General features: G+C 72.6%; 20 protein-coding genes. 15 read left to right on the top strand and 5 right to left on the bottom strand.

All coding sequences use genetic code 11. The features are described from left to right. The first annotated feature begins 91 nt into the window (after positions 1-91). The 5 genes from ACIBFB_RS02095 (at position 92) to ACIBFB_RS02075 (ending at position 4,324) form a co-directional block, all read left to right on the top strand. Positions 92-865, top strand: a complete 774-nt coding sequence (locus ACIBFB_RS02095) for a TIGR00730 family Rossman fold protein (RefSeq protein WP_397225170.1) — start codon at positions 92-94, stop codon at positions 863-865. Between the two features lie 85 nt (positions 866-950). After that, positions 951-1,412 carry a hypothetical protein gene (locus ACIBFB_RS02090; RefSeq protein ID WP_397225168.1) on the top strand — a complete coding sequence of 154 codons (462 nt, stop codon included), beginning with the start codon at positions 951-953 and terminating at the stop codon, positions 1,410-1,412. A 186-nt stretch (positions 1,413-1,598) separates the two neighbouring features. After that, positions 1,599-2,183, top strand: coding sequence for a hypothetical protein (locus tag ACIBFB_RS02085; RefSeq protein ID WP_397225166.1), 585 nt, complete (start codon positions 1,599-1,601; stop codon positions 2,181-2,183). A gap of 379 nt (positions 2,184-2,562) precedes the next feature. Further along, entirely contained in the window at positions 2,563-2,730 is a 168-nt protein-coding gene (locus ACIBFB_RS02080; RefSeq protein WP_358561313.1) for a DUF3117 domain-containing protein, read from the top strand. Positions 2,731-2,830: 100 nt separating this feature from the next. Next, entirely contained in the window at positions 2,831-4,324 is a 1,494-nt protein-coding gene (locus tag ACIBFB_RS02075) for a leucyl aminopeptidase (protein ID WP_397225163.1), read from the top strand. Positions 4,325-4,518: 194 nt separating this feature from the next. Here ACIBFB_RS02075 and ACIBFB_RS02070 read toward each other — a convergent pair whose 3' ends face one another. Next, entirely contained in the window at positions 4,519-5,109 is a 591-nt protein-coding gene (locus tag ACIBFB_RS02070) for an O-methyltransferase (protein ID WP_397225161.1), read from the bottom strand. Positions 5,110-5,429: 320 nt separating this feature from the next. Here ACIBFB_RS02070 and sigE point away from each other — a divergent pair, with 320 nt between their 5' ends. The 4 genes from sigE to ACIBFB_RS02050 all read left to right on the top strand — a co-directional run bounded on the left by sigE (position 5,430) and on the right by ACIBFB_RS02050 (position 9,729). Then, positions 5,430-6,041 (top strand): RNA polymerase sigma factor SigE, encoded by a 612-nt coding sequence (gene sigE, locus ACIBFB_RS02065; RefSeq protein ID WP_397225159.1) that lies wholly within the window; start codon positions 5,430-5,432, stop codon positions 6,039-6,041. Next, complete coding sequence (locus tag ACIBFB_RS02060; RefSeq protein ID WP_397225157.1) at positions 6,038-6,793, top strand: zf-HC2 domain-containing protein; 756 nt, start codon at positions 6,038-6,040, stop codon at positions 6,791-6,793. Before sigE ends, ACIBFB_RS02060 begins: the two co-directional genes overlap by 4 nt. Next, positions 6,790-7,887: a transcriptional regulator gene (locus tag ACIBFB_RS02055; RefSeq protein ID WP_397225155.1), complete on the top strand. Its 1,098-nt coding sequence runs from the start codon at positions 6,790-6,792 to the stop codon at positions 7,885-7,887. The genes ACIBFB_RS02060 and ACIBFB_RS02055 overlap by 4 nt, the downstream gene beginning before the upstream one ends. 336 nt (positions 7,888-8,223) lie before the next feature. Continuing rightward, entirely contained in the window at positions 8,224-9,729 is a 1,506-nt protein-coding gene (locus ACIBFB_RS02050; protein WP_397225153.1) for a trypsin-like peptidase domain-containing protein, read from the top strand. Between the two features lie 181 nt (positions 9,730-9,910). Here the strand turns inward: ACIBFB_RS02050 and ACIBFB_RS02045 are convergent, their stop codons facing one another. Further along, positions 9,911-11,050, bottom strand: a complete 1,140-nt coding sequence (locus ACIBFB_RS02045) for an Mrp/NBP35 family ATP-binding protein (protein ID WP_397225151.1) — start codon at positions 11,048-11,050, stop codon at positions 9,911-9,913. A gap of 486 nt (positions 11,051-11,536) precedes the next feature. Here ACIBFB_RS02045 and ACIBFB_RS02040 point away from each other — a divergent pair, with 486 nt between their 5' ends. Then, on the top strand, positions 11,537-12,511 hold the full coding sequence (locus ACIBFB_RS02040) for a type II CAAX prenyl endopeptidase Rce1 family protein (RefSeq protein WP_397225149.1): 975 nt from the start codon (positions 11,537-11,539) through the stop codon (positions 12,509-12,511). 135 nt (positions 12,512-12,646) lie between these two features. Here the strand turns inward: ACIBFB_RS02040 and ACIBFB_RS02035 are convergent, their stop codons facing one another. Beyond that, positions 12,647-13,102 carry a GtrA family protein gene (locus tag ACIBFB_RS02035; RefSeq protein ID WP_397225147.1) on the bottom strand — a complete coding sequence of 152 codons (456 nt, stop codon included), beginning with the start codon at positions 13,100-13,102 and terminating at the stop codon, positions 12,647-12,649. Positions 13,103-13,324: 222 nt separating this feature from the next. Here ACIBFB_RS02035 and ACIBFB_RS02030 point away from each other — a divergent pair, with 222 nt between their 5' ends. The 4 genes from ACIBFB_RS02030 to ACIBFB_RS02015 are packed head-to-tail and all read left to right on the top strand — an operon-like array spanning position 13,325 to position 15,916. Continuing rightward, complete coding sequence (locus ACIBFB_RS02030; protein WP_397225145.1) at positions 13,325-14,482, top strand: 5-(carboxyamino)imidazole ribonucleotide synthase; 1,158 nt, start codon at positions 13,325-13,327, stop codon at positions 14,480-14,482. After that, a complete protein-coding gene (purE, locus tag ACIBFB_RS02025; protein ID WP_397225143.1) occupies positions 14,479-15,030 on the top strand; it encodes a 5-(carboxyamino)imidazole ribonucleotide mutase in 552 nt (183 codons plus the stop codon). The genes ACIBFB_RS02030 and purE overlap by 4 nt, the downstream gene beginning before the upstream one ends. A 10-nt stretch (positions 15,031-15,040) precedes the next feature. Further along, complete coding sequence (locus tag ACIBFB_RS02020) at positions 15,041-15,457, top strand: helix-turn-helix domain-containing protein (RefSeq protein WP_397225141.1); 417 nt, start codon at positions 15,041-15,043, stop codon at positions 15,455-15,457. Positions 15,458-15,505: 48 nt separating this feature from the next. Then, positions 15,506-15,916, top strand: coding sequence for a VOC family protein (locus ACIBFB_RS02015; protein ID WP_397225139.1), 411 nt, complete (start codon positions 15,506-15,508; stop codon positions 15,914-15,916). Positions 15,917-16,096: 180 nt separating this feature from the next. On the opposite strand, the gene ACIBFB_RS02010 is transcribed toward ACIBFB_RS02015, so the two are convergent. Next, complete coding sequence (locus ACIBFB_RS02010; RefSeq protein WP_397225137.1) at positions 16,097-16,441, bottom strand: ArsR/SmtB family transcription factor; 345 nt, start codon at positions 16,439-16,441, stop codon at positions 16,097-16,099. 52 nt (positions 16,442-16,493) lie between these two features. On the opposite strand from ACIBFB_RS02010, the gene ACIBFB_RS02005 reads away from it, so the two are divergent. After that, positions 16,494-17,276 carry an SDR family NAD(P)-dependent oxidoreductase gene (locus ACIBFB_RS02005; RefSeq protein ID WP_397225135.1) on the top strand — a complete coding sequence of 261 codons (783 nt, stop codon included), beginning with the start codon at positions 16,494-16,496 and terminating at the stop codon, positions 17,274-17,276. 146 nt (positions 17,277-17,422) lie between these two features. Here the strand turns inward: ACIBFB_RS02005 and ACIBFB_RS02000 are convergent, their stop codons facing one another. Further along, a complete protein-coding gene (locus ACIBFB_RS02000; RefSeq protein WP_397225133.1) occupies positions 17,423-18,754 on the bottom strand; it encodes a UDP-glucose dehydrogenase family protein in 1,332 nt (443 codons plus the stop codon). Between the last annotated feature and the right edge of the window lie 127 nt (positions 18,755-18,881).

Below are 18,881 nucleotides of genomic sequence, written 5' to 3'. Positions count from 1 at the left end.
GGGCGTTCGGAGGTGAATCGGCCGCTTCCGGTCACCGTGGATCCACGCGCGGTTCAGGCGTCGTCCGCTCCTGCTCGGATAGCCTCACGACATGACGGAAGAGGAACACATTCGGCACGCCGGCCCGCTGACGTACCGGGGCCGGGCCATCCCGCAGACCACCACCGACCAGCGCCTGCTGGACCAGCGGGGGCCGACGGACTGGGTCCACACCGACCCCTGGCGGGTGCTGCGCATCCAGTCGGAGTTCGTCGAGGGGTTCGGTCTGCTGTCCGAGCTGCCGTCCGCGGTGAGCGTGTTCGGGTCGGCCCGGGTCACGCCGGACAGCGACCACTACGCGCTGGGCGTCACGGTCGGCACCAGGCTGGCGCGGGCGGGGTACGCCACGATCACCGGCGGCGGGCCGGGCATGATGGAGGCGGCCAACAAGGGCGCCCAGGAGGCGGGCGGGATGTCCGTCGGGCTGGGCATCGAGCTGCCGTTCGAGCAGACGCTCAACCCCTACATCGACGTGGGGATGACCTTCCGGTACTTCTTCGTCCGCAAGACGATGTTCGTGAAGTACGCGCAGGCCTTCGTGGTGCTGCCCGGCGGGTTCGGGACGCTGGACGAGCTGTTCGAGGCGGTCACGCTCGTGCAGACCAACAAGGTGACCCGGTTCCCCGTGGTGCTGGTCGGCAGGGAGTTCTGGGGCGGCCTGTACGAGTGGATCGAGTCGCGGCTGTTGGAGAACGGGCTGATCAGCCCGGCGGACACGGAATTGCTCCAGCTGACCGACGATCCCGACGAGGTCGTCGACATCATCCGCAAGTCGCACCTGGACATCGCGCAGCGCAACGGCGAGGTGCCGCCCGGCGTCGGATGACGGCCGGGGGCCCGCCGCACGGCGGCCGTCCACAGGCGGCGGCGTGCCGGTGGCCATCGGCGGGTGGGCGTGGGACGATCGTTCCGTGCCTGTCTTCATCATGATCCTGGTCGGCGCCGCCGCCTTGGCCGTGCTCGTGGGCGTCGTCTACGTCGTGCTCGGCAAGGGCGGACAGCTCGCCCGTTTCGAGGCCGACTACCCCCCGCTGGACCTGCCCGCCGACGGCGCGGTCCGGTCGGCCGACCTCGGCCGGCTCCTGCTGCCGCTCTCCATGTGGGGCTACCACGTGCGCGCCGTGGACGAGCTCCTGGCGCGACTGACCACCACGCTGCGCGAACGCGAGGAGCGGATCGAGGACCTGGAGTGGCGGCTGTCCCGGCTCGACGCTCCCTACGTCCCCGAGGGCCACGGACCCGACGGCTCCCGGCGGCTGCCCGGCGACGCCTACGCCCCGGAGCCGCCGGAGGCCCCGGTCGCGGCGGACTCGGGCGGGCCCAGACCCGAGGAGTTCGCGCAGGGCGCTCACACCGCGCCTGGGGAGGACTGACGCCCCCTGCACGGCGGCCCGGAGCGGTTCGCCCCGCCCCGAACGGCCGCGCCGGTATGTCGTGAGTCACAGCAGACCTCCCGCTTCCGACGGCCGCGTCGGGTTCGGGTGCCCTATTCTCGTTCGCTGTACACACGTACCCCCCGTTCCACCGGAGCGGGCGGAGCATCGCTCAGGATGGCGAGGATGGACACAGCAGCCGATCTCGACCACGGACCCGAGGGCGGGCGCGGCGACACCGCCGCCCCCGTTCGCCAGATGTCCCTGTGGCAGCCGCCCCGATCGACCCGGTACACGCAACGGCGCCGCCGTCGGTTGGCCGTCGTGTCCGGCATCGGACTCGGGGTCCTCGTGCTCGCGGGCGGTATCGCCGCCGCGTGGACCCTGGTCGGCGACGAGGGCGCCGGCATCGCGGAGAGCACCGAGCACCTGGAGAGGTTCGTCGGATCCTGGTCGGGCGACATGCACCAGGTCGACACCGACGGAAACCCGGTCGCCGACTGGCACGCCGAGGTCCGCATCGAGGAGGGCGCCGAGCGCGGCAGCACCGCCTGGACCACGTTCACCTGCTCGGGGACGCTGGAACTGACCGCGCGCGACGACGACCGCGTCGTGTACTCCTACACCGAGACCGCCGATCCCGAGGACCGGTGCGTCGACGACGCGGAGTTGACCCTCTGGCCGGGCGACGACGACCAGGCGCTCATGTCGGAGTGGTCGTCCGTCACCGACGAGGGCACGCGGATGACCTCCACCGGGGAACTGGGCTGACCCGGTCGGACGCCCAGGTCCCGCCCCGGGCGCCGGTGCGGTCGGATCCCGCTGTTTCGACCGGCGGAGCCGGGGCAGTAGTCCGTTCGGCCCCTCACGCTCTCATCGGGATTCGGTCAGGACCGATATAACCTTTACTGACCAACGATTCCTCGCCGGTGAATGCTCGCGCGGTCGCGCTGCGGTCGCCCGGCGCACACACCGGGGCCGATCTCCGAGATAATGGACGAAGAGTGGTTCACGTCCCTTACCTCACGCGGGCGCGAGTCACACGGATCCGGTCGACGGTTCCGGAACCGGGCCGCACGCGTCGGACCGGCGCCGGTGCCGTGGGTCGGCCCCCGGCCACCTGCGAGGAACATCTAGAAAGGGGAATGGCATGGCGGCGATGAAGCCGAGGACCAGCGATGGGCCGTTGGAGGTCACCAAGGAGGGTCGCGGCATCATCATGCGAGTCCCCCTGGAGGGCGGCGGACGCCTGGTCGTCGAACTGACGCCGGAAGAGGCGGGTGATCTCCGGGACGAGCTGCAGAAGGTCGTCGGCTAGCGACGACGACCCGTGCCCGTCCCCCCACCCCGGGCCGGAGTCCCCTGACGACCCCCGAGGTTGTACACCTCCCGAATCAGTGAACGATTGTGAGCGGCCCGTGCCCTTCGCCACGCAGATCCAGCCCCGACCGGGAAACCTCGCCGATTCCACCGCGGACCTGCTGGTCCTGCCCGTGCGCGCGGGGGACGGCGGACCGAAGGCGGTCGAAGGGGTCGCTGGGAGCGGGCTGACCGGAGCCCTTCCCGCCCCGCTCACCGATCTGTTCACGCACTACTCGCTCACCGGCACGTCCGGAGAGCTCGTCCAGTTCCCGGTGTCCCGGGACCAGGGCCTGGCGCGGCTGGCGCTTCTGGGGGTGGGCTCGGCATCGCCCGAGGACCTCCGGAAGGCCGGAGCGGCCCTGTCCCGGGCGGCCAGGGGGCGACGGAGCGTCGCCCTGGCCTGGCCCGGTGCGGACGCCGAGGCGGCGACGGCCTTCGCCGAGGGCGCGCTGCTCGCCTCCTACACGTTCGGCATGAAGACGGGCGAGACCCCCGGGGACAAGCGCCCCGCCGAGACCCTCGACGTGGTGGGCGAGGCGGTCGCGGACCTCGCGGACGCCTTGCGCCGCGGCGCGGACCTCGCCGCGGCCACCGCTCTGGCGCGCGACCTCATCAACACCCCCTCCCTGGAGAAGGACCCGGAGTGGATGGCCTCGCGTGCGCGCGAGGTCGCGGCCGAGAAGGGCCTCCAGATCCGGGTCTGGGACGAGAAGGACCTCGTGGACGGCGGCTTCGGCGCCATCCTGGGCGTCGGCCAGGGCTCCTCCCGGCCCCCGCGCATGGTCCAGCTCTCCTACACCCCCGAGAACCCCGCCGAGCACGTCGTGCTGGTCGGCAAGGGCATCACGTTCGACACCGGCGGCCTGTCGCTCAAGCCGAACGACAACATGATGCTGATGAAGACCGACATGAGCGGGTCGGCGATCGTCCTCGCGGTGCTCTCGGCCCTGGCCGAGGTCGGAGTGTCCGTCCGGGTCACCGGTCTGCTGCCGTTGGCGGAGAACGCCTTCTCCGGAAGCGCCACACGGGTCGGCGACGTGCTCACGACCTACTCGGGCACCACCGTCGAGGTGCTCAACACCGACGCCGAGGGGCGGCTGGTCCTGGCCGACGCCATCGGCTACGCGGTCGCCGAGCTCTCCCCGGACGTCCTGGTGGACGTGGCGACCCTGACCGGCGCGGCCAAGGTCGCGCTCGGCACCGGGACCGGCGCCCTCTTCAGCGACGACGACACGGTCGCCGCCGAACTGGAGCGCGCGGGCCGCGACTCCGGCGAGCCGCTCTGGCGCATGCCGCTCACCGACGAGTACACCCCGACCACCGAGTCCCGGGTCGCCGACCTGGCCAACATCGGCACCCGCGGCAAGGACTTCGGTCCGGCGGGCGCGACCGAGGCCGCGCTGTTCCTCCGCGCGTTCACCGGCGACGTGCCCTGGGCCCACCTCGACATCGCCGGGCCCGGCCGGTCGATGAAGGAGAACGGCATCCTCAGCAAGGGCGGCACCGCCTTCGCCACGCGCACGCTGCTGCGCTGGCTCGCCGCGCGCTGACGTCCGACCGTCCGCGGCCGGGTCAACGGCCGCGGGCGTCCGGTGACCGGATCGTCCACCAGCGTGCCGTCCACGCCGAACACCTCGCGCGGCACGTCCGGGACGAAGACCTGCGTCGGCGGGCCCGCCGCGACCACACGCCCCTCGCGCATCGCGACCACCGCCGCGTACCCGAACCGCCCGGGGAAGCGCGGTCAGGGACGGATGGCGGCCAGCAGTCCCTCGCCCACGGGCATCAGCAAGGGCACGAACGCGCCGTCCTCCCGTACCCGCTGCACCACCTCGCGCACGGCGGTCTCGGCCGGGTCGGGGGCGCGCAGCGGCCCGTCCGGTTCGGAGGAGGCGGCCAACGCGCCGTGGAACACCACCACGCCGCCCGGACGCAGCAGCCGCTGGGCCTCGGCCAGGTACTCGGGGTAGGACTCCCGGTCGGCGTCGACGAAGACCAGGTCGTACCCGCCGTCGGTGAGCCGTGGGAGCACCTCCAGCGCCCGCCCGCGGATCAGCCTCGCCCGGCCCGCGCCGAACGCCTCGCCGGCGAACACCGTGCGGGCGTAGGCCTGGTACTCGGCGTCGGTGTCCACGGAGGTGAGGATCGCGTCGGGGGCCATGCCGCGCAGGAGCCAGACTCCGGACACGCCGCAGCCCGTGCCGACCTCCACGACCGACCGCGCCCCGATCGCCGCGGCCAGGAACCGCAGCGCCGCGCCCGTCACCGCGTCCACGGGCGGCGCGGACGACCTCTTCGCGGTCTCGTAGGCGTCGACCAGGGGGCCGTCCCCCACGGCGTCCTGGGCGAAGCGGTCCTGCTCGGTCCGGACCCAGGTGATCCGGGCCGCGCTCTGATCCGTGCTGGTGATGACGGCCTCCCGCTACGGTGGTCACGGTGTGGGCGGACTCCCTGACCAGCGACACGTCACACACCGTGGTGCGATGTTCGCGATCGGGTCACGTCCCTGGCGCAAGATTAGCCTGAACGGCCGCGAACTCCGAGCGTGGCGGCGGGAACTTAACGGGCGTCTCCCAGCGTTGAATCGGGAGGAACGCACGTCGATCGCCACGAAGTACCTCCCCCCGAGCAACCCACGTGCGTCGCGTCGACGGGATGAAGGGAGCAACGGTGCCAGAGACCGGCCCAGCCGTGGAATTCGAGGCATGGGAACCCCCGAGCTGGGAAGAGGTCGTTCGGGTCCACTCACCCCGGGTGTACCGGCTCGCCTACCGGCTCACCGGCAACAAGCACGACGCCGAGGACCTCACTCAGGAGGTCTTCATCCGCGTGTTCCGCTCCCTGGCCAACTACACGCCCGGCACCTTCGAGGGGTGGCTGCACCGCATCACCACCAACCTCTTCCTCGACATGGCGCGCCGCAAGGCGCGCATCCGCTTCGAGGGGCTGGCCGAGAACGCCGACGAACGCCTGGAGGGGCGGGAGCCCTCGCCCGCCCAGCGCTACGACGACCGCCACTTCGACGCCGACGTCCAGAGCGCCCTCGACGCCCTGCCCGCCGAGTTCCGCGCCCCCGTCGTGCTGTGCGACATCGAGGGCCTCTCCTACGAGGAGATCGCCGCGACGCTCGACGTCAAGCTCGGAACCGTCCGCAGCCGCATCCACCGGGGCCGCGCCCAGCTGCGCCGTGCTCTGGAACACCGGCGGGCCCTGTCCGCCGAGAAGGAGGCGCACGGCGCCCATGTGACCAACGGGGAGGCGGAATGAGCATGGACCATCTCGGGGAGCGGCTCTCCGCGCTCGTCGACGGCGAACTGGCCCCCGCCGAGCACGAGCGCGCCCTGATCCACCTGGCCAAGTGCGAGCCGTGCCGCTTCGAGGCCGACATGACGCGCAGGCTCAAGCGGCGGCTGACCGGTCTCGGCGAGCCCGAGCTGGACAACGACTTCCTTGGCCGCCTGACCAGCCTGTCACGGGACGCCGGGGCCGCTGGGGACGGTCGCGACCGCCCGGGACCACCGCCCGGCGGAGCCGGATTCGGGATGCGTCCGCCCCTGGGCTCCTCCCGCCCTCTCGGCGGCCCGTGGGGAGGGCTGGGCGGTCCGTCGGGCCCGCTCGCCGCCGAGGCGGCCGACCCCGGTCCGGTGGCCACCGCGACGGAGCCCGTGGTCGACGCCCGCACCATCCCCGACGTCCGCCCGGTGCGCCGCCGCGGCGCCGAGCGCTTCGCCCACCTGTTTCCACCCTTCCCGGGCAGGCGGTACGCGGTCGCGGGCGTGGCGGTGGCCACGGCACTGCTCGGCTCGGCGTTCGTCGCGGGCGGGGACGACGGGGGGACGCCGATCGTCGAACCCCGGCTCGCCGACTACGCCGTCGAACACGCGATGACCACGCGTCAGGTGCCGGTCGTCGCCCCGGAGACCCCCGCCTCCGAGCCGGGCGCGCCCGGCTCGGTCGGGGTGCGGGGAGGGCAGCCCCAGACCGTCGGAGCCCCGAGCCCGACCGAAACGACCCGGTGAGCGCGGAGGAGCCCTCCTCCCGTCCGTCCCTCGCCCTGGTGGTCCTGGTCGCTCTGTGCGTGCTGTGCCTGACCGCCGGGTCCCACCCCGACTCCTCCGACGTGCCCGCCGAGGGCGGCGACGACGGGATGCGCGTCCTGCGGCGGGCCGCCCTCACCGAGGACGAGCTGTCCTACACGGCGGTGCGCACGGTGTCCGGCCCGGCGGACGGGACCGGGGCGGCCGGGGGCACGGACCGGCAGATCAGGCTGCGTGTGGTGAGCCGGCCCGGGCAGGGGATCGCGCTGGCCCGTGTCGGCGGGGGCCTCGACGGCGGGGAGACCGACGGCGCCTTCGTGGTGCGCGACTCCTCGGAGCTGGACGCGCTCGACGAGCGCCTGCTGCGGATGCTGGAGGACACCTACCACGTCACCGACGTCGGCCCCGCCGAGCTGGACGGGCGCGCCGTCCGCCTGGTGGAGGCCGACCGGTCGGACGGCTCGGTCGCGGGCCGGTTCTGGGTGGACACCGAGACGGGGTTGCTCGTCGGACGCACCGTCTACGAGGAGTCGGGCGAGGCCGCGCTGAGTTCCCGCCTGACCGATGTGCGCGTGGGGGAGGGCGACTGGCCCGAGGGGGCCCACGGCGGCGAGCCCTGGGGCGATGTGCTGACCGCCGACGAGCGCGACGCCCTCCGCGACGGCGGCTGGTGCCTGCCCGAGGACCTCACGTGGAACCTGCGGCTGGTGGACGCCCGGTCCACCTACCTGGGGGAGCACCGTGTCGTGCACGCCATCTACTCGGATGGTCTGTCCCAGGTGTCCGTCTTCACGCAGCGTGGGAAGCTGGGAACGGAACATCCCTCCGCACTTCGTGACGGATACACCGGAACCGGGGCGGGGGGAGGTGGCGTCACACCACGGCATGGCACGATCTTCGGCGGTGACGTCGGCCAGTACCAGAGCGTGTGGCAGTCCGAGGGGTTCGTCTTCGCGGTCCTGGCGGACGCTCCCGCGGGGCTGGCCTCCTCCGCGGTGATCGCGCTGCCGGGGCCCGAGGGCTCCGGATTCTGGGCCAGAGTGCAGCGCGGTCTGTCCAGGTGGGGGGTCCCCTAACTCCCGCCCGTACGCGCCGCGCGCCGACCCTCGACCACACAGATGTACGGAGCAGGTCTTGAGCGAGGACAACGGCCGTTCGGCGCGGGGGACCGGGCTGGCCCCGGCCGCCCCGTCGAGCGGTGGAACACCCCCCGATCCGGGCGGGCGCGGCGTGGCGTCCGCCTCGGGCCAGGTACCTGCGGAGCTCCCCCGGTGGCCGGTTCCGGTCACTCCGCCCGATCCCACCAAGCAGCGGGAGGGCGTCCTCGTCGGCGCATCCCCACCGACCCCGACCGCCGGACCCCGCGGTCACGGAAACGCCCCCAGCCCCCGCCCTCCGGCAGTGGAGATCCCATGAACCCCAGCCCCACCCCAGACCCGGGCGACGCGTCCGGGACTCCGAGCAACCCGCACGTCCAGCTCTCCCACACTCCCCAGGCGGTCAAGCCGCAGCCGGGTCATGCGGCGCAGGCGGGGCAGCCCGAGCAGATGCCCCCAAGGCACCAGGATTCGCAGCAGGGCCAACACTCCCAGCAGGCACTGCAGCAGTACCAGCCCCAGGGGCACCAGCACGCACGACAGCAGAGCCAGTCCCCCCACCCGTCGGCTCCCGGGCAGGGGCAGGTCCCGCCGGGGCAGCGGTCCCAGCAGCCGCAGACTCCGCAGCTCCAGGCTCCCCAGGACCAGCCGGCGACGGCACCCCACCAGTTCCAGACCCAGCAGTTCGCCGCGACGGGTCAGCAGCCGCGGCTGCCGCAGCCCGAACGGGCCCGGCGCGGGATGCCCGTCTGGATGGCGCTCTCCGGCATGCTCGTCGTCGCCCTCATCGCCGGTGGCGCGGGCGGGGTCGCGGGGGCCCTCCTCAACGGCGCGTCGAGCGAGGAGGCGGCGCCCGAGGAGGAGGGGCCCGTCATGAACGAGCCGCCGCCCGAGGCGCCCCAGCGCGACCCCGACACCATCGCGGGCGTCGCCCAGCGCGTCAGCCCCAGCGTGGTGTACATCGGCAGCGCCGACCCGGGCGTGTCCGGCGGCGGCTCGGGGTTCGTCATCGAGGGGAACTACGTGGTCACCAACGACCACGTGTCCTCGGCGCTGGCGGGCGGCGGCATGCAGGTCGAGTACAGCAACGGGAGTCTGTCCGACGCGACCATCGTCGGCGCCGATCCCAGCTCCGATCTGGCGGTCCTGTCCCTCGCGGAACCGATCGACGTCGAACCTCTGGAGTTCGGGGACTCCGAAGCCGTCGTCGTGGGCGACGAGGTCATCGCGATCGGAGCGCCCCTCGGGCTGCAGGGCACGGTCACGCAGGGCATCATCAGCGCCGTCGACCGCCCGGTCAGCCCCGAGGGGAGCAGCGCGAGCCGGTTCTACGCGCTCCAGACCGACGCCGCGATCAACCCGGGCAACTCCGGGGGGCCGCTGGTCGACCTCCAGGGCCGGGTGATCGGGGTCAACTCGATGATCTACACCATGGGCGGCTCCATGGGCGAGGGCACGGGCAGCATCGGCCTGGGCTTCGCGATCCCGTCCGCGGAGGTGCAGAGCGTCGTCGACCAGCTGATCGAGAACGAGTCGACCGCCTACGCCGACATGGGTGCGGAGTTCGACCTCCAGAGCCCCGTCGCCGGCGCGGTGATCGCGGACGGTTCCGGCGCCGTGGCGGACGGGGGACCGGCCGACGAGGCGGGCCTGGCGCCCGGTGACGTGATCACGTCCTTCGACGGGCGGGCGGTCAACTCCGGCCAGGAGCTCCTGGCGATGCTGCGGGACCGCGCGCCGGGCGACGCGGTGGACATCGTGTTCGAACGCGACGGAGACGAGGACACGACCACGGTCACGCTCGGGTCCTCCACGGACTGAGCGGCGGCGACCCGGCGGGGCGAGTGAGCTGTTCGCTCCCCTGGGACTGCTCCCCGGCCGAAGGAACTGGATTCTCCAGTCCGACTTCCAGGGAGCAGTCCGACTCTCCGGGCCCCTCGCAGGGGCGTCCACCCGCGGCGCGGACGCGTGCGGTCCGAGCGTGCGGGTGTCCCGCCCAGGGCTAGCGTCCGGCGGGCGTGATGCCCAGCTGCATCCCGGCGAGTCCGCGCGGCTTGCCGACCAGGCCGTCGGCGATCGAAGCGATCACCTTGCTGGCCTCGGCGTCGGGGTCGGTCAGGACGAGGGGCCTGCCCTCGTCACCGCCCTCGCGCAGACGGGTGTCCAGCGGAACCTGCCCCAGCAGCGGGATCTCGGTGCCGAGCGTCTTGGTGAGCGCTTCGGAGACGGTCCGGCCACCGCCCTCGCCGAACAGGCGGAGCGGCTCGCCGCCCTCCGGCGGCACGAAGTACGACATGTTCTCGATGACGCCCGCGATGCGCTGGTGCGTCTGGGCGGTGATCGCGCCCGCGCGCTCGGCGACCTCGGCGGCGGCCTGCTGCGGAGTGGTCACGACCAGCAGCTCCGCGGAGGGGAGCAGCTGCGCGACCGAGATGGCGATGTCACCGGTGCCCGGGGGCAGGTCCATCAGCAGGACGTCGAGGTCGCCCCAGAAGACGTCGGACAGGAACTGCTGGAGTGCGCGGTGCAGCATGGGGCCGCGCCACACGACCGGCTGGTTCCCCTGCGTGAACATGCCCACCGAAATGACCTTGATGTCGTGCGCGGTGGGCGGGAGGATCATGTCCTCGACCTTGGTCGGGAAGTCCGACGCGCCGAGCATGCGCGGCACCGAGTGGCCGTAGATGTCGGCGTCGACGACACCGACCTTGTGCCCCTGCGCGGCCATGGCGGCGGCGAGGTTGACGGTGACCGACGACTTGCCGACGCCGCCCTTGCCGGAGGCGACGGCGAAGACCCTGGTCAGGGAATTGGGCTTGGCGAAGGGAATCTCCTTCTCCGCCTGGCCGCCGCGCAGCTTGGTCTGGAGCTCCTTGCGCTGCTCGTCGCTCATCACGTCGAGTTCGACGGCGACGGAGGTGACCCCGGCGACCTTGGTCACCGCTTCGGTCACGTCCTTCTCGATGCGGCCCTTCATGGGACACCCGGCCACCGTCAGGTAGACGCCGACGCTGACGGCACCGTCGTCGGCGATGTCGATGCTCTTGACCATGCCGAGGTCGGTGATGGGACGGCGGATCTCCGGGTCTTGCACCGTGGCCAGGGCTTTGTGTACCTGCTCGGTGGATGGTGTGGAGGACATGTACTCAATCGTAGGTCAGCGGAACGGGGTGTTGGCCTGTGGTGTCGCTCCCACGTGCCATCCGTTCCAACGGGGTCGGCGCACCGCGCTATTCCTCCGTCGGGCGGGCGGCGGACGGCGGGGGCACGGGCGGGACGGCACGGGGCCCGGTCGGCTGGGCGCGGGCACGAACGGGGACGGCCCGGGGGGCGTGCGGAGCGCGTGACCGGCGGGGATCCCTCCTGTGACCAGGCGTTAACGGCGTGCCCTTAACGCTGGCAATACACAGCCGGATAGTAGTCTCTGCGCACCATGGGAAATGCGCCACCACCGCCTGGTTCGTCCTGGCCCGCCGCCCCGGAGGGGCCGGACGGGCGGGCGCGGGGTGCGTGGACGCACGAGCAGATGTGGGCGGGACCGCCGGGAGGCGGGCGGCTCACGCCCCCGGGAGGGCACCCCGCGGTCAACCCGGACCCGTCGGTGTGGGCGTGGCCGCCGCCGAGACCGGTGCGGACCAGTGAGTTCGCCCCCGCGGAGGTTCCGGAGGGTGAGTCGTATCACAGGCTCGGGCGGGGGGCGCGGTATCGCTGGTGGATGCCTCCCCTGTCTCTGATGGTCCTCGCGTTCCTGCTGTTCTTCCTGTGGGTCGCCGTGGCCCTGGCGATGACGATCGTGGCACTGGCGGGCGGAAGCGGGCTCTCGCCGGGCTCCGTCCGGCTGGGGGAGATCGCGAGTCTGGCGATCGGGCTGGTCTCGACGGCGCTGCTGATCCCGATCGTGCTGCTCGTGGTCCGTGTGGTGCAGTGGCGCCGCGTGGGGACCCTGATGTCGGTAGACGGCCACCTGCGCTGGGCCTTCCTGGTGCGCTGCGTCGGACTGGCGGCAGTGCCCGTCGCGGCGACCATGGCGCTGTACATGGTGCTGACCGACGAGGTGCGCTTGGGCGCGATGTCCGGCGGGGCCGCGGTGTCCGTGTCGGTCATCGTGCTCCTGGTGCCGTTCCAGTCGGCCGCGGAGGAGTTCACGCTGCGCGGGCTGCTCATGCAGTGGGTCGGCGCGCTCGGAGGTACGGGGGAGGGAGCGGTGGCCCGGGTGCTGCGCTCACCCGGCCCGGCGATCCTCGCCAGCGGCACGCTGTTCGCCGCCCTGTACGCGTCCGTGTATCCCGACGATGTGTGGACGACGGCCGCGCTCACGGTGATGGGCACGGGGGCGGCGTGGCTGACCTGGCGCACGGGCGGCCTCGAGGCGGCGATCGGTCTGCACCTGGTGAACGGTATGGCCCAGCTCGCGCTGTGCGTGCTGGAGGACCGGACGGCGGCGATCGGCACGGGGCTGGTGATCGGCGCCGGCCCGCCCGGGATGGGCGGGCCGATCGGGCTGGCGCTCGCGGTCGGGACGACGGGGGTGTACGCGCTCAGCGCCACGTGGCTCGCCCGCCGGACGGGGGTACGGCGGAGGAGCCGCGCGGCGGTGGCGTAGGAGGGCGGGGGAGGTCGGCAGGCCTGGTGGCGTCGCGCTTCCCGCGGTGACCGGGGCGTCCCCCGGGACCCCTCCCGTCCGGCCCGGCGACCGGGGGCTTCGGGCCGCCGGCACACCCCCGGACCTCCGTCCGGCTCACCCGCCCACGCGGGCGCGCTCCTCCGCGACCGGGAACACCCACGTCCGGTACGACCAGAACCGGAACAGCGTCCCCAGCCCCACGCCCACCACGTTCCCCGCGATGTTGTGCGCCAGCTGGCTCTCCAGCTCCAACACGTACACCGCGAACCCCTGGCAGCCGAGCTGGAGGAGCATCCCCGCGCCGTTCATCACCAGGAACAGCACCGTCTCGCGCCCGTACCCGGTCCGCGCGCGGTCCCGGTACGTCCAGAACCGGTTGCCCACGAAGGCCACCGCGATCGCGCACACCGTGCCGACCACCTGGCCGGGCATGGGCCCCACACCCATGCTCCACAACACGTTGGTCATCCCGAGTTGCACGACGTAGGCCACGGCGCCCACGGATCCGAACTTGCCCACCTCAGCGGCGATCCCCGCGATCCTCGGGTGCCGTTGGCGAAACTCACGCACGGAAGGGAACTCCTGTCGGGGGTAGCTTGGAGCCTGGCACTCCGGAGGTTCGTTCACCTGGGGGGACGGCACCACCCTGGGGGTACCGGGCGGGCACGCCCTAGACTCTAGCCCGGGGGCTGGAGCAAGACCCCGGCCGCGGGTTCCGAGCCGTCACGGCCAGGTTCCGCATCGCGCGGAGCCGTCCCGTCACCGCGGTTGACGAGCATGAGTTGAGGAACTGTGAGCGAGCGTAACCGCATCGTCCCCCGTGTCGGAATGGTGGGAGGCGGACAACTCTCCCGGATGACCCACCAGGCGGGCATCGGCCTGGGCGTGGACTTCTCGGTGCTGGCCGCCAGCCCGAGCGACAGCGCCGCCCTGGTCTGCGGTGACGTCACCCTGGGCGACGACCGGGGGTTGGACGACGTCCTGTCCTTCGCCAAGGCCTGCGACGTGGTCACCTTCGACCACGAGCACGTGCCCGAACCCGTCCTGCGCGCCGTCGAGGAGGCGGGCGGGCTGTTGCGTCCCGGCCGTGACGCCCTCCGTTTCGCCCAGGACAAGCTGCGCATGCGCACCCGGATGGCCGAGCTGGGCGCCCCCTCCCCGCGGTGGCGCCCGGTCACCACGCCGGACCACGTGACCGCGTTCGCCGAGGATCTGGGCTGGCCCGTCGTCCTCAAGGCGGCGCGCGGCGGTTACGACGGCAAGGGCGTGTGGATCGTCGGGACCCCCGAGGAGGCCGCGGACGTCGTCGGCCGCGCCGTCGCCGAGGAGGTGCCGCTGCTCGTGGAGGAGAAGGTCGCCTTCTCCCGGGAGCTGGCCGTCCAGGTGGCCCGTTCCCCGCACGGCCAGGTCGCGGTGTACCCGGTCGTGGAGACCGTCCAGCGCGGCGGGATCTGCCACGAGGTGATCGCCCCCGCCCCCGGCCTGGACGAGGGGAAGGCCACCCGCGCCCAGGAGCTGGCCATCGAGATCGCGCAGGCCCTGGACGTCACGGGCGTCCTGGCCGTGGAGCTGTTCGAGACGGCGGACGGAGTGGTCGTCAACGAGCTGGCCATGCGCCCGCACAACTCCGGCCACTGGACGATCGAGGGCGCCCGCACCTCCCAGTTCGAGCAGCACCTGCGCGCGGTCCTCAACCTGCCGCTGGGCGCGCCGCGCACCACCGCCCCCTACACCGTCATGGCCAACGTGCTGGGCGGCGCGGACCCCGAGGTCTACCGCCGCTACCTGCACGTGATGGCCAAGGACCCCGAGGTGAAGGTGCACCTCTACGGCAAGGACGTGCGTCCGGGCCGCAAGATCGGGCACGTCACCGTGACGGGCGACGACTACCGGGACCTCCTGGAGCGCGCCCGTGACGCCGCCGACTACCTTCGAGGAGACGACCAGTGACCGACAGCGCCAACCGGCGGGGCCCCGTCGTGGGGATCGTGATGGGCTCGGACTCGGACTGGCCGGTGATGCGCGAGGCCGCCGACGCCCTACGCGAGTTCGACGTCCCCTTCGAGGCCGACGTGGTCTCCGCGCACCGCATGCCGCACGAGATGATCCAGTACGGGACCGAGGCGGCCGACCGCGGTCTGAAGGCGATCATCGCCGGTGCGGGCGGCGCCGCCCACCTGCCGGGGATGCTGGCGTCGGTGACGACCCTGCCGGTGGTGGGCGTCCCCGTGCCGTTGAAGTACCTGGACGGGATGGACTCCCTGCTCTCCATCGTGCAGATGCCCGCCGGCGTGCCCGTGGCGACCGTGGCCGTGGGCGCCGCCCGCAACGCGGGACTGCTGGCCGTGCGCATGCTGGCCGCGGGCGACCCGGATCTGACCGAGCGGATGTCCCGCTTCCAGGAGGGGCTCAGGTCGCAGGCCTACGCCAAGGGCGAGCGGCTGCGCCGGGAGGTCGCCGACGACGGCAGGCCCACCGGGTTCGGTCTGGGCCGCTGAGCGAGCCGCCGTGAACCGCGCCACCGAGGACAGCAACCGCCGCCTGCTCCGGGCACGGGACGCGATGGACCGCGCGTACGCGCGGCCCCTCGACGTCCCGGCCCTGGCCCGGATCGCCCACGTGTCGGAGGCGCACTTCTCGCGGACGTTCCGGGCGACGTTCGGCGAGTCGCCGCACCGTTACCTCCAGCGCCGTCGCGTCGAGCGCGCGATGTTCCTGCTGCGCGCGACGGACCGCAGCGTGACGGACATCTGCTTCGAGGTCGGTTTCGGGAGCCTGGGGACGTTCAGCAGGACGTTCAGCGCCATCGTCGGGACGTCGCCGAGGCGGTTCCGGCAGGAGGCGGCGACCCCGGTCGTGCCCACGTGCTTCACCATGGCGTGGGCGCGGCCGAGCGGGACGGCTCCCGCGCCGGGCGGGGACTGAGCGGATTCGGATAAGTCTTCTCCCGGATCGCTCTCTAGAGTCGGGGACATGTTCAACGCGATCACGCACTCACAGATCTTCGTCCTCGACCAGGACGAGGCCCTCGACTTCTACGTGGGCAAGCTCGGCCTGGAGGTCAGCGCCGACATCGACCTCGGGGACATGCGGTGGCTGACCGTCCACGTGCCCGGCCACCCCGAACGGGAGATCCTGCTGGAGCGCCCGGGCGGGCCCGGGATGTCCGAGGAGACCGCCGCGCAGGTGCGCGACCTGGTCACCAAGGGGGCGATGGGCGGCTGGTTCATCCTGACGACGGACGACTGCCGTAAGACCTACGAGACGCTGCTGGCGAAGGGCGTCGAGTTCACCGAGGAGCCCACCGAGCGCCCGTACGGCATCGACTGCGGACTCCGCGACCCCTTCGGCAACCGGCTCCGCCTCACGCAGATCACGGCCTGAGTCCGGCCCGGTCCTGAGATCCCACCCGTCAGCCCTGGTCGGCCTCCGGCGCGAGCGTCCGGAGACCGGCCGGGGCCCGCACCGCTGCTGGGGCACCGCACACGGCACGCACGCTTCCCCACCACGGAGGCGAACTCCCCGACGGGGCCGCCGCCCCCGGGCGTACCCACCGCCGACGCGTCACGCGCCGGGCACGAGACCGACACCGTTGCCCACGCCGTCGGTGTCGGCCGCTGCCACGACGGCCTCGATCAGGCCAGGGAAACGCGATCGCAGGTCCTCGCGGCGCAGCCGGACGAAGCAGCGGGTGCCCTCCTGGCGGGTACGGATCACGCCCGCGTCGCGCAGCACCCGCACATGGTGACTGAGCGTCGACTTGGCGACCGGCGCCCGCAGCTCGCCCCAGCCGCGCTCGCCGCCGTCGGCCAGCACCCGTACCAGCCCGATGCGCAGGGGGTCGCTGAGCGCCCCCATGATGTCGGGCAACGCCACGTCCTCGGTCGCCGGGTGGTGTGCTCTCCTCATGCCCCCATGCTAGCTTGTTCGATGTTCAACGAACATCGAACAAGGAGGCGGGATGACCACACCACCACAGCACCAGCAGGAGGTCCGGGAGCGCTTCGGAGGGCGGGTCGCGATCGTCACCGGCGCAGGATCGGGCATCGGCCGCGCCACCGCGGTCGCCCTGGCCCACGCCGGAGCGCACGTCCTGGGCGTGGGCCGGCGCCGTGACGCACTGACCGAAACCGCCGCCCAGCACCCCCGCATCGCCATCCACCCCGCCGACCTGCGTTCCCCCCAGGCGCCCGCCGAGGTCGCCGAGGCCGCCGCGTCCCGCTGGAACCGCATCGACCTGCTCGTCAACAACGCCGGCGCCACCGCGATGATGCCGCTGGCCGACACCCAGGCCGCCCGCGTCACCGACCTGTTCACGCTCAACGTCACCGCTCCCAGCCTGCTGGCCGCCGCAGTCCTGCCCCATCTGCGCCTTCGGCGAGGCACGATCGTCAACGTCTCCAGCACCTACGGCCACCGGCCGCTGCCTGGCGCCGCCCACTACGCCGCCTCCAAAGCCGCCATCGAGCACCTGACGCGCTCGTGGGCCCTCGAACTCGCGCCTGAGGGCGTGCGCGTCAACGCCCTGGCCCCGGGCCCCACCGAGAGCGAGGCGCTGTCGGCCGCCGGGCTGCCCGAGGCCACCGTGCGCCAGATCAAGGAGACGGAAGCCCAGCAGATCCCGCTGGGCCGCCGTGGCGAGCCCGAAGAAGTCGCCGAATGGATTCTCCGGCTCGCTGACCCGGGCACCACCTGGCTCACCGGCCAGGTCCTCACCATCGACGGCGGTCTGGACCTCACCTGAGCGAGCTCCCCGGCGGGCACGAGGAGCCGCTCGCCGCCCGGCTGCCCGAAGTGAGGGGCGATCGGCCCGAGGGGCGAACCCACGGAGGGCCGGTCAGATCCTGGGAGGGACGATGACCCTCGGGCGGGCGCCGGACACGCGGGCGGCTACTGGCGGCCCAGGGCCCGGTAGGTCCATCCCGAGGCGCGCCAGTACGTCGGGTCGAGCGCGTTGCGTCCGTCCACGATCCGCGTGGACGAGACGACCTCGCCGAGTTCGTCCGGGTTGGCCTCACGGAACTCCTGCCACTCCGTGAGCAGCAGAACCACGTCCGCGTCACGCGCGGCCTCCAGCATCGAGGAGCCGTACCGCAGCTCCGGGTGCGCCTCGCGGGCCCGCTCCAGGGCCGCGGGGTCGTACACCGTCACCTGCGCGCCCATCGAGGCGATGGTCGAGGCCACGTCCAGAGCGGGCGAGTCGCGGATGTCGTCGGAGTTGGGTTTGAACGCGGCTCCCAGCACCGTGACCGTGCGGCCGGCGAAGCTCCCGCCGATGAGCTCGCGGGCGATGTCGATCGTGCGCGCGCGACGGCGCTGGTTGATCGCGTCCACCTCGCGCAGGAAGGACAGCGCCGGCTCGACGCCGAGCTCGTCGGCGCGCGCCATGAACGCCCGGATGTCCTTGGGCAGGCAGCCGCCGCCGAAGCCCAGACCCGGGCCGAGGAACTTGCCGCCGATGCGGTCGTCGTAGGACAGCGCCTCGGCGAGCTGGATGACGTCGGCGCCCGCCGCCTCGGACACCTCGGCCATGGCGTTGATGAACGAGATCTTCGTGGCCAGGAACGCGTTGGCCGACACCTTGACCAGCTCGGCCGTCTGGAGGTCGGTGACCAGGAAGGGGACGCCGTCGTCGACCTGCTGCCGCCACAGTTCGCGGACGGCTTTCTCCACGCGGGGGGAGTCGGTGCCGATGACGATCCGGTTCGGCCGCAGCGTGTCCTCCACGCCGAAGCCCTCACGCAGGAACTCCGGGCTCCAGCCCAGTTCGGCCTCCTCGCCGACGGGGGCGAGCGCGTGCAGGCGGGCGGTGAGGGTCGCGGCGGTGCCGACGGGGACGGTCGACCGGCCCACGACGACGGTGGGCCGGGTCAGATGGGGGGCGAGCCGGTCGATCGCCGAGTGGACGTAGGTGAGGTCGGCCGCGCCGGACTCGTCGCGCTGGGGGGTGCCCACGCAGATGAGGTGCACGTCGGCGAACTCGGCGGCCTCGGCGAACGACGTCGTGAAGGAGAGCCGCCCGGTGCGCAGGTTCGCGGTGAGCAGCTCGTCCAGTCCGGGCTCGTAGAAGGGGACACGGCCGGAGCGGAGCATGTCGATCTTGGCCTCGTCGACGTCGAGCCCGAGTACCTCGAAGCCCAGCTCCGACAGGCAGGCCGCCGTCGTGGCGCCGAGGTAACCGGTGCCGATGACCGAGACGCGCATTCGTTCCGCTTCGACCACTGCTGGAGTCCTTCCGTTCTCGCCGTCCGCGCTCGTGTGCCTGGTTGTGCCCGTTCACAGGGGTCAACACCCCGCTTGGGGGCAGAAAACGGACACGGGGGCCGACGGTGATGCTTTGGGGTGCATC

Source organism: Nocardiopsis sp. NPDC050513, from assembly GCF_044457925.1.
In the GTDB taxonomy this organism is placed as follows: domain Bacteria; phylum Actinomycetota; class Actinomycetes; order Streptosporangiales; family Streptosporangiaceae; genus Nocardiopsis.
This window is presented reverse-complemented; position numbering and strand designations above follow the sequence as displayed.

Bases quoted from the DNA above. Each gene is read 5' to 3' on its own strand.
- ACIBFB_RS02005 (WP_397225135.1), top strand. From the start codon at position 16,494: ATGACCACACCACCACAGCACCAGCAGGAGGTCCGGGAGCGCTTCGGA.
- sigE (WP_397225159.1), top strand. From the start codon at position 5,430: ATGAAGGGAGCAACGGTGCCAGAGACCGGCCCAGCCGTGGAATTCGAG.
- ACIBFB_RS02095 (WP_397225170.1), top strand. From the start codon at position 92: ATGACGGAAGAGGAACACATTCGGCACGCCGGCCCGCTGACGTACCGG.
- ACIBFB_RS02050 (WP_397225153.1), top strand. From the start codon at position 8,224: ATGAACCCCAGCCCCACCCCAGACCCGGGCGACGCGTCCGGGACTCCG.
- ACIBFB_RS02010 (WP_397225137.1), bottom strand. From the start codon at position 16,441: ATGAGGAGAGCACACCACCCGGCGACCGAGGACGTGGCGTTGCCCGAC.
- ACIBFB_RS02060 (WP_397225157.1), top strand. From the start codon at position 6,038: ATGAGCATGGACCATCTCGGGGAGCGGCTCTCCGCGCTCGTCGACGGC.
- ACIBFB_RS02080 (WP_358561313.1), top strand. From the start codon at position 2,563: ATGGCGGCGATGAAGCCGAGGACCAGCGATGGGCCGTTGGAGGTCACC.
- ACIBFB_RS02085 (WP_397225166.1), top strand. From the start codon at position 1,599: ATGGACACAGCAGCCGATCTCGACCACGGACCCGAGGGCGGGCGCGGC.
- ACIBFB_RS02015 (WP_397225139.1), top strand. From the start codon at position 15,506: ATGTTCAACGCGATCACGCACTCACAGATCTTCGTCCTCGACCAGGAC.
- ACIBFB_RS02045 (WP_397225151.1), bottom strand. From the start codon at position 11,050: ATGTCCTCCACACCATCCACCGAGCAGGTACACAAAGCCCTGGCCACG.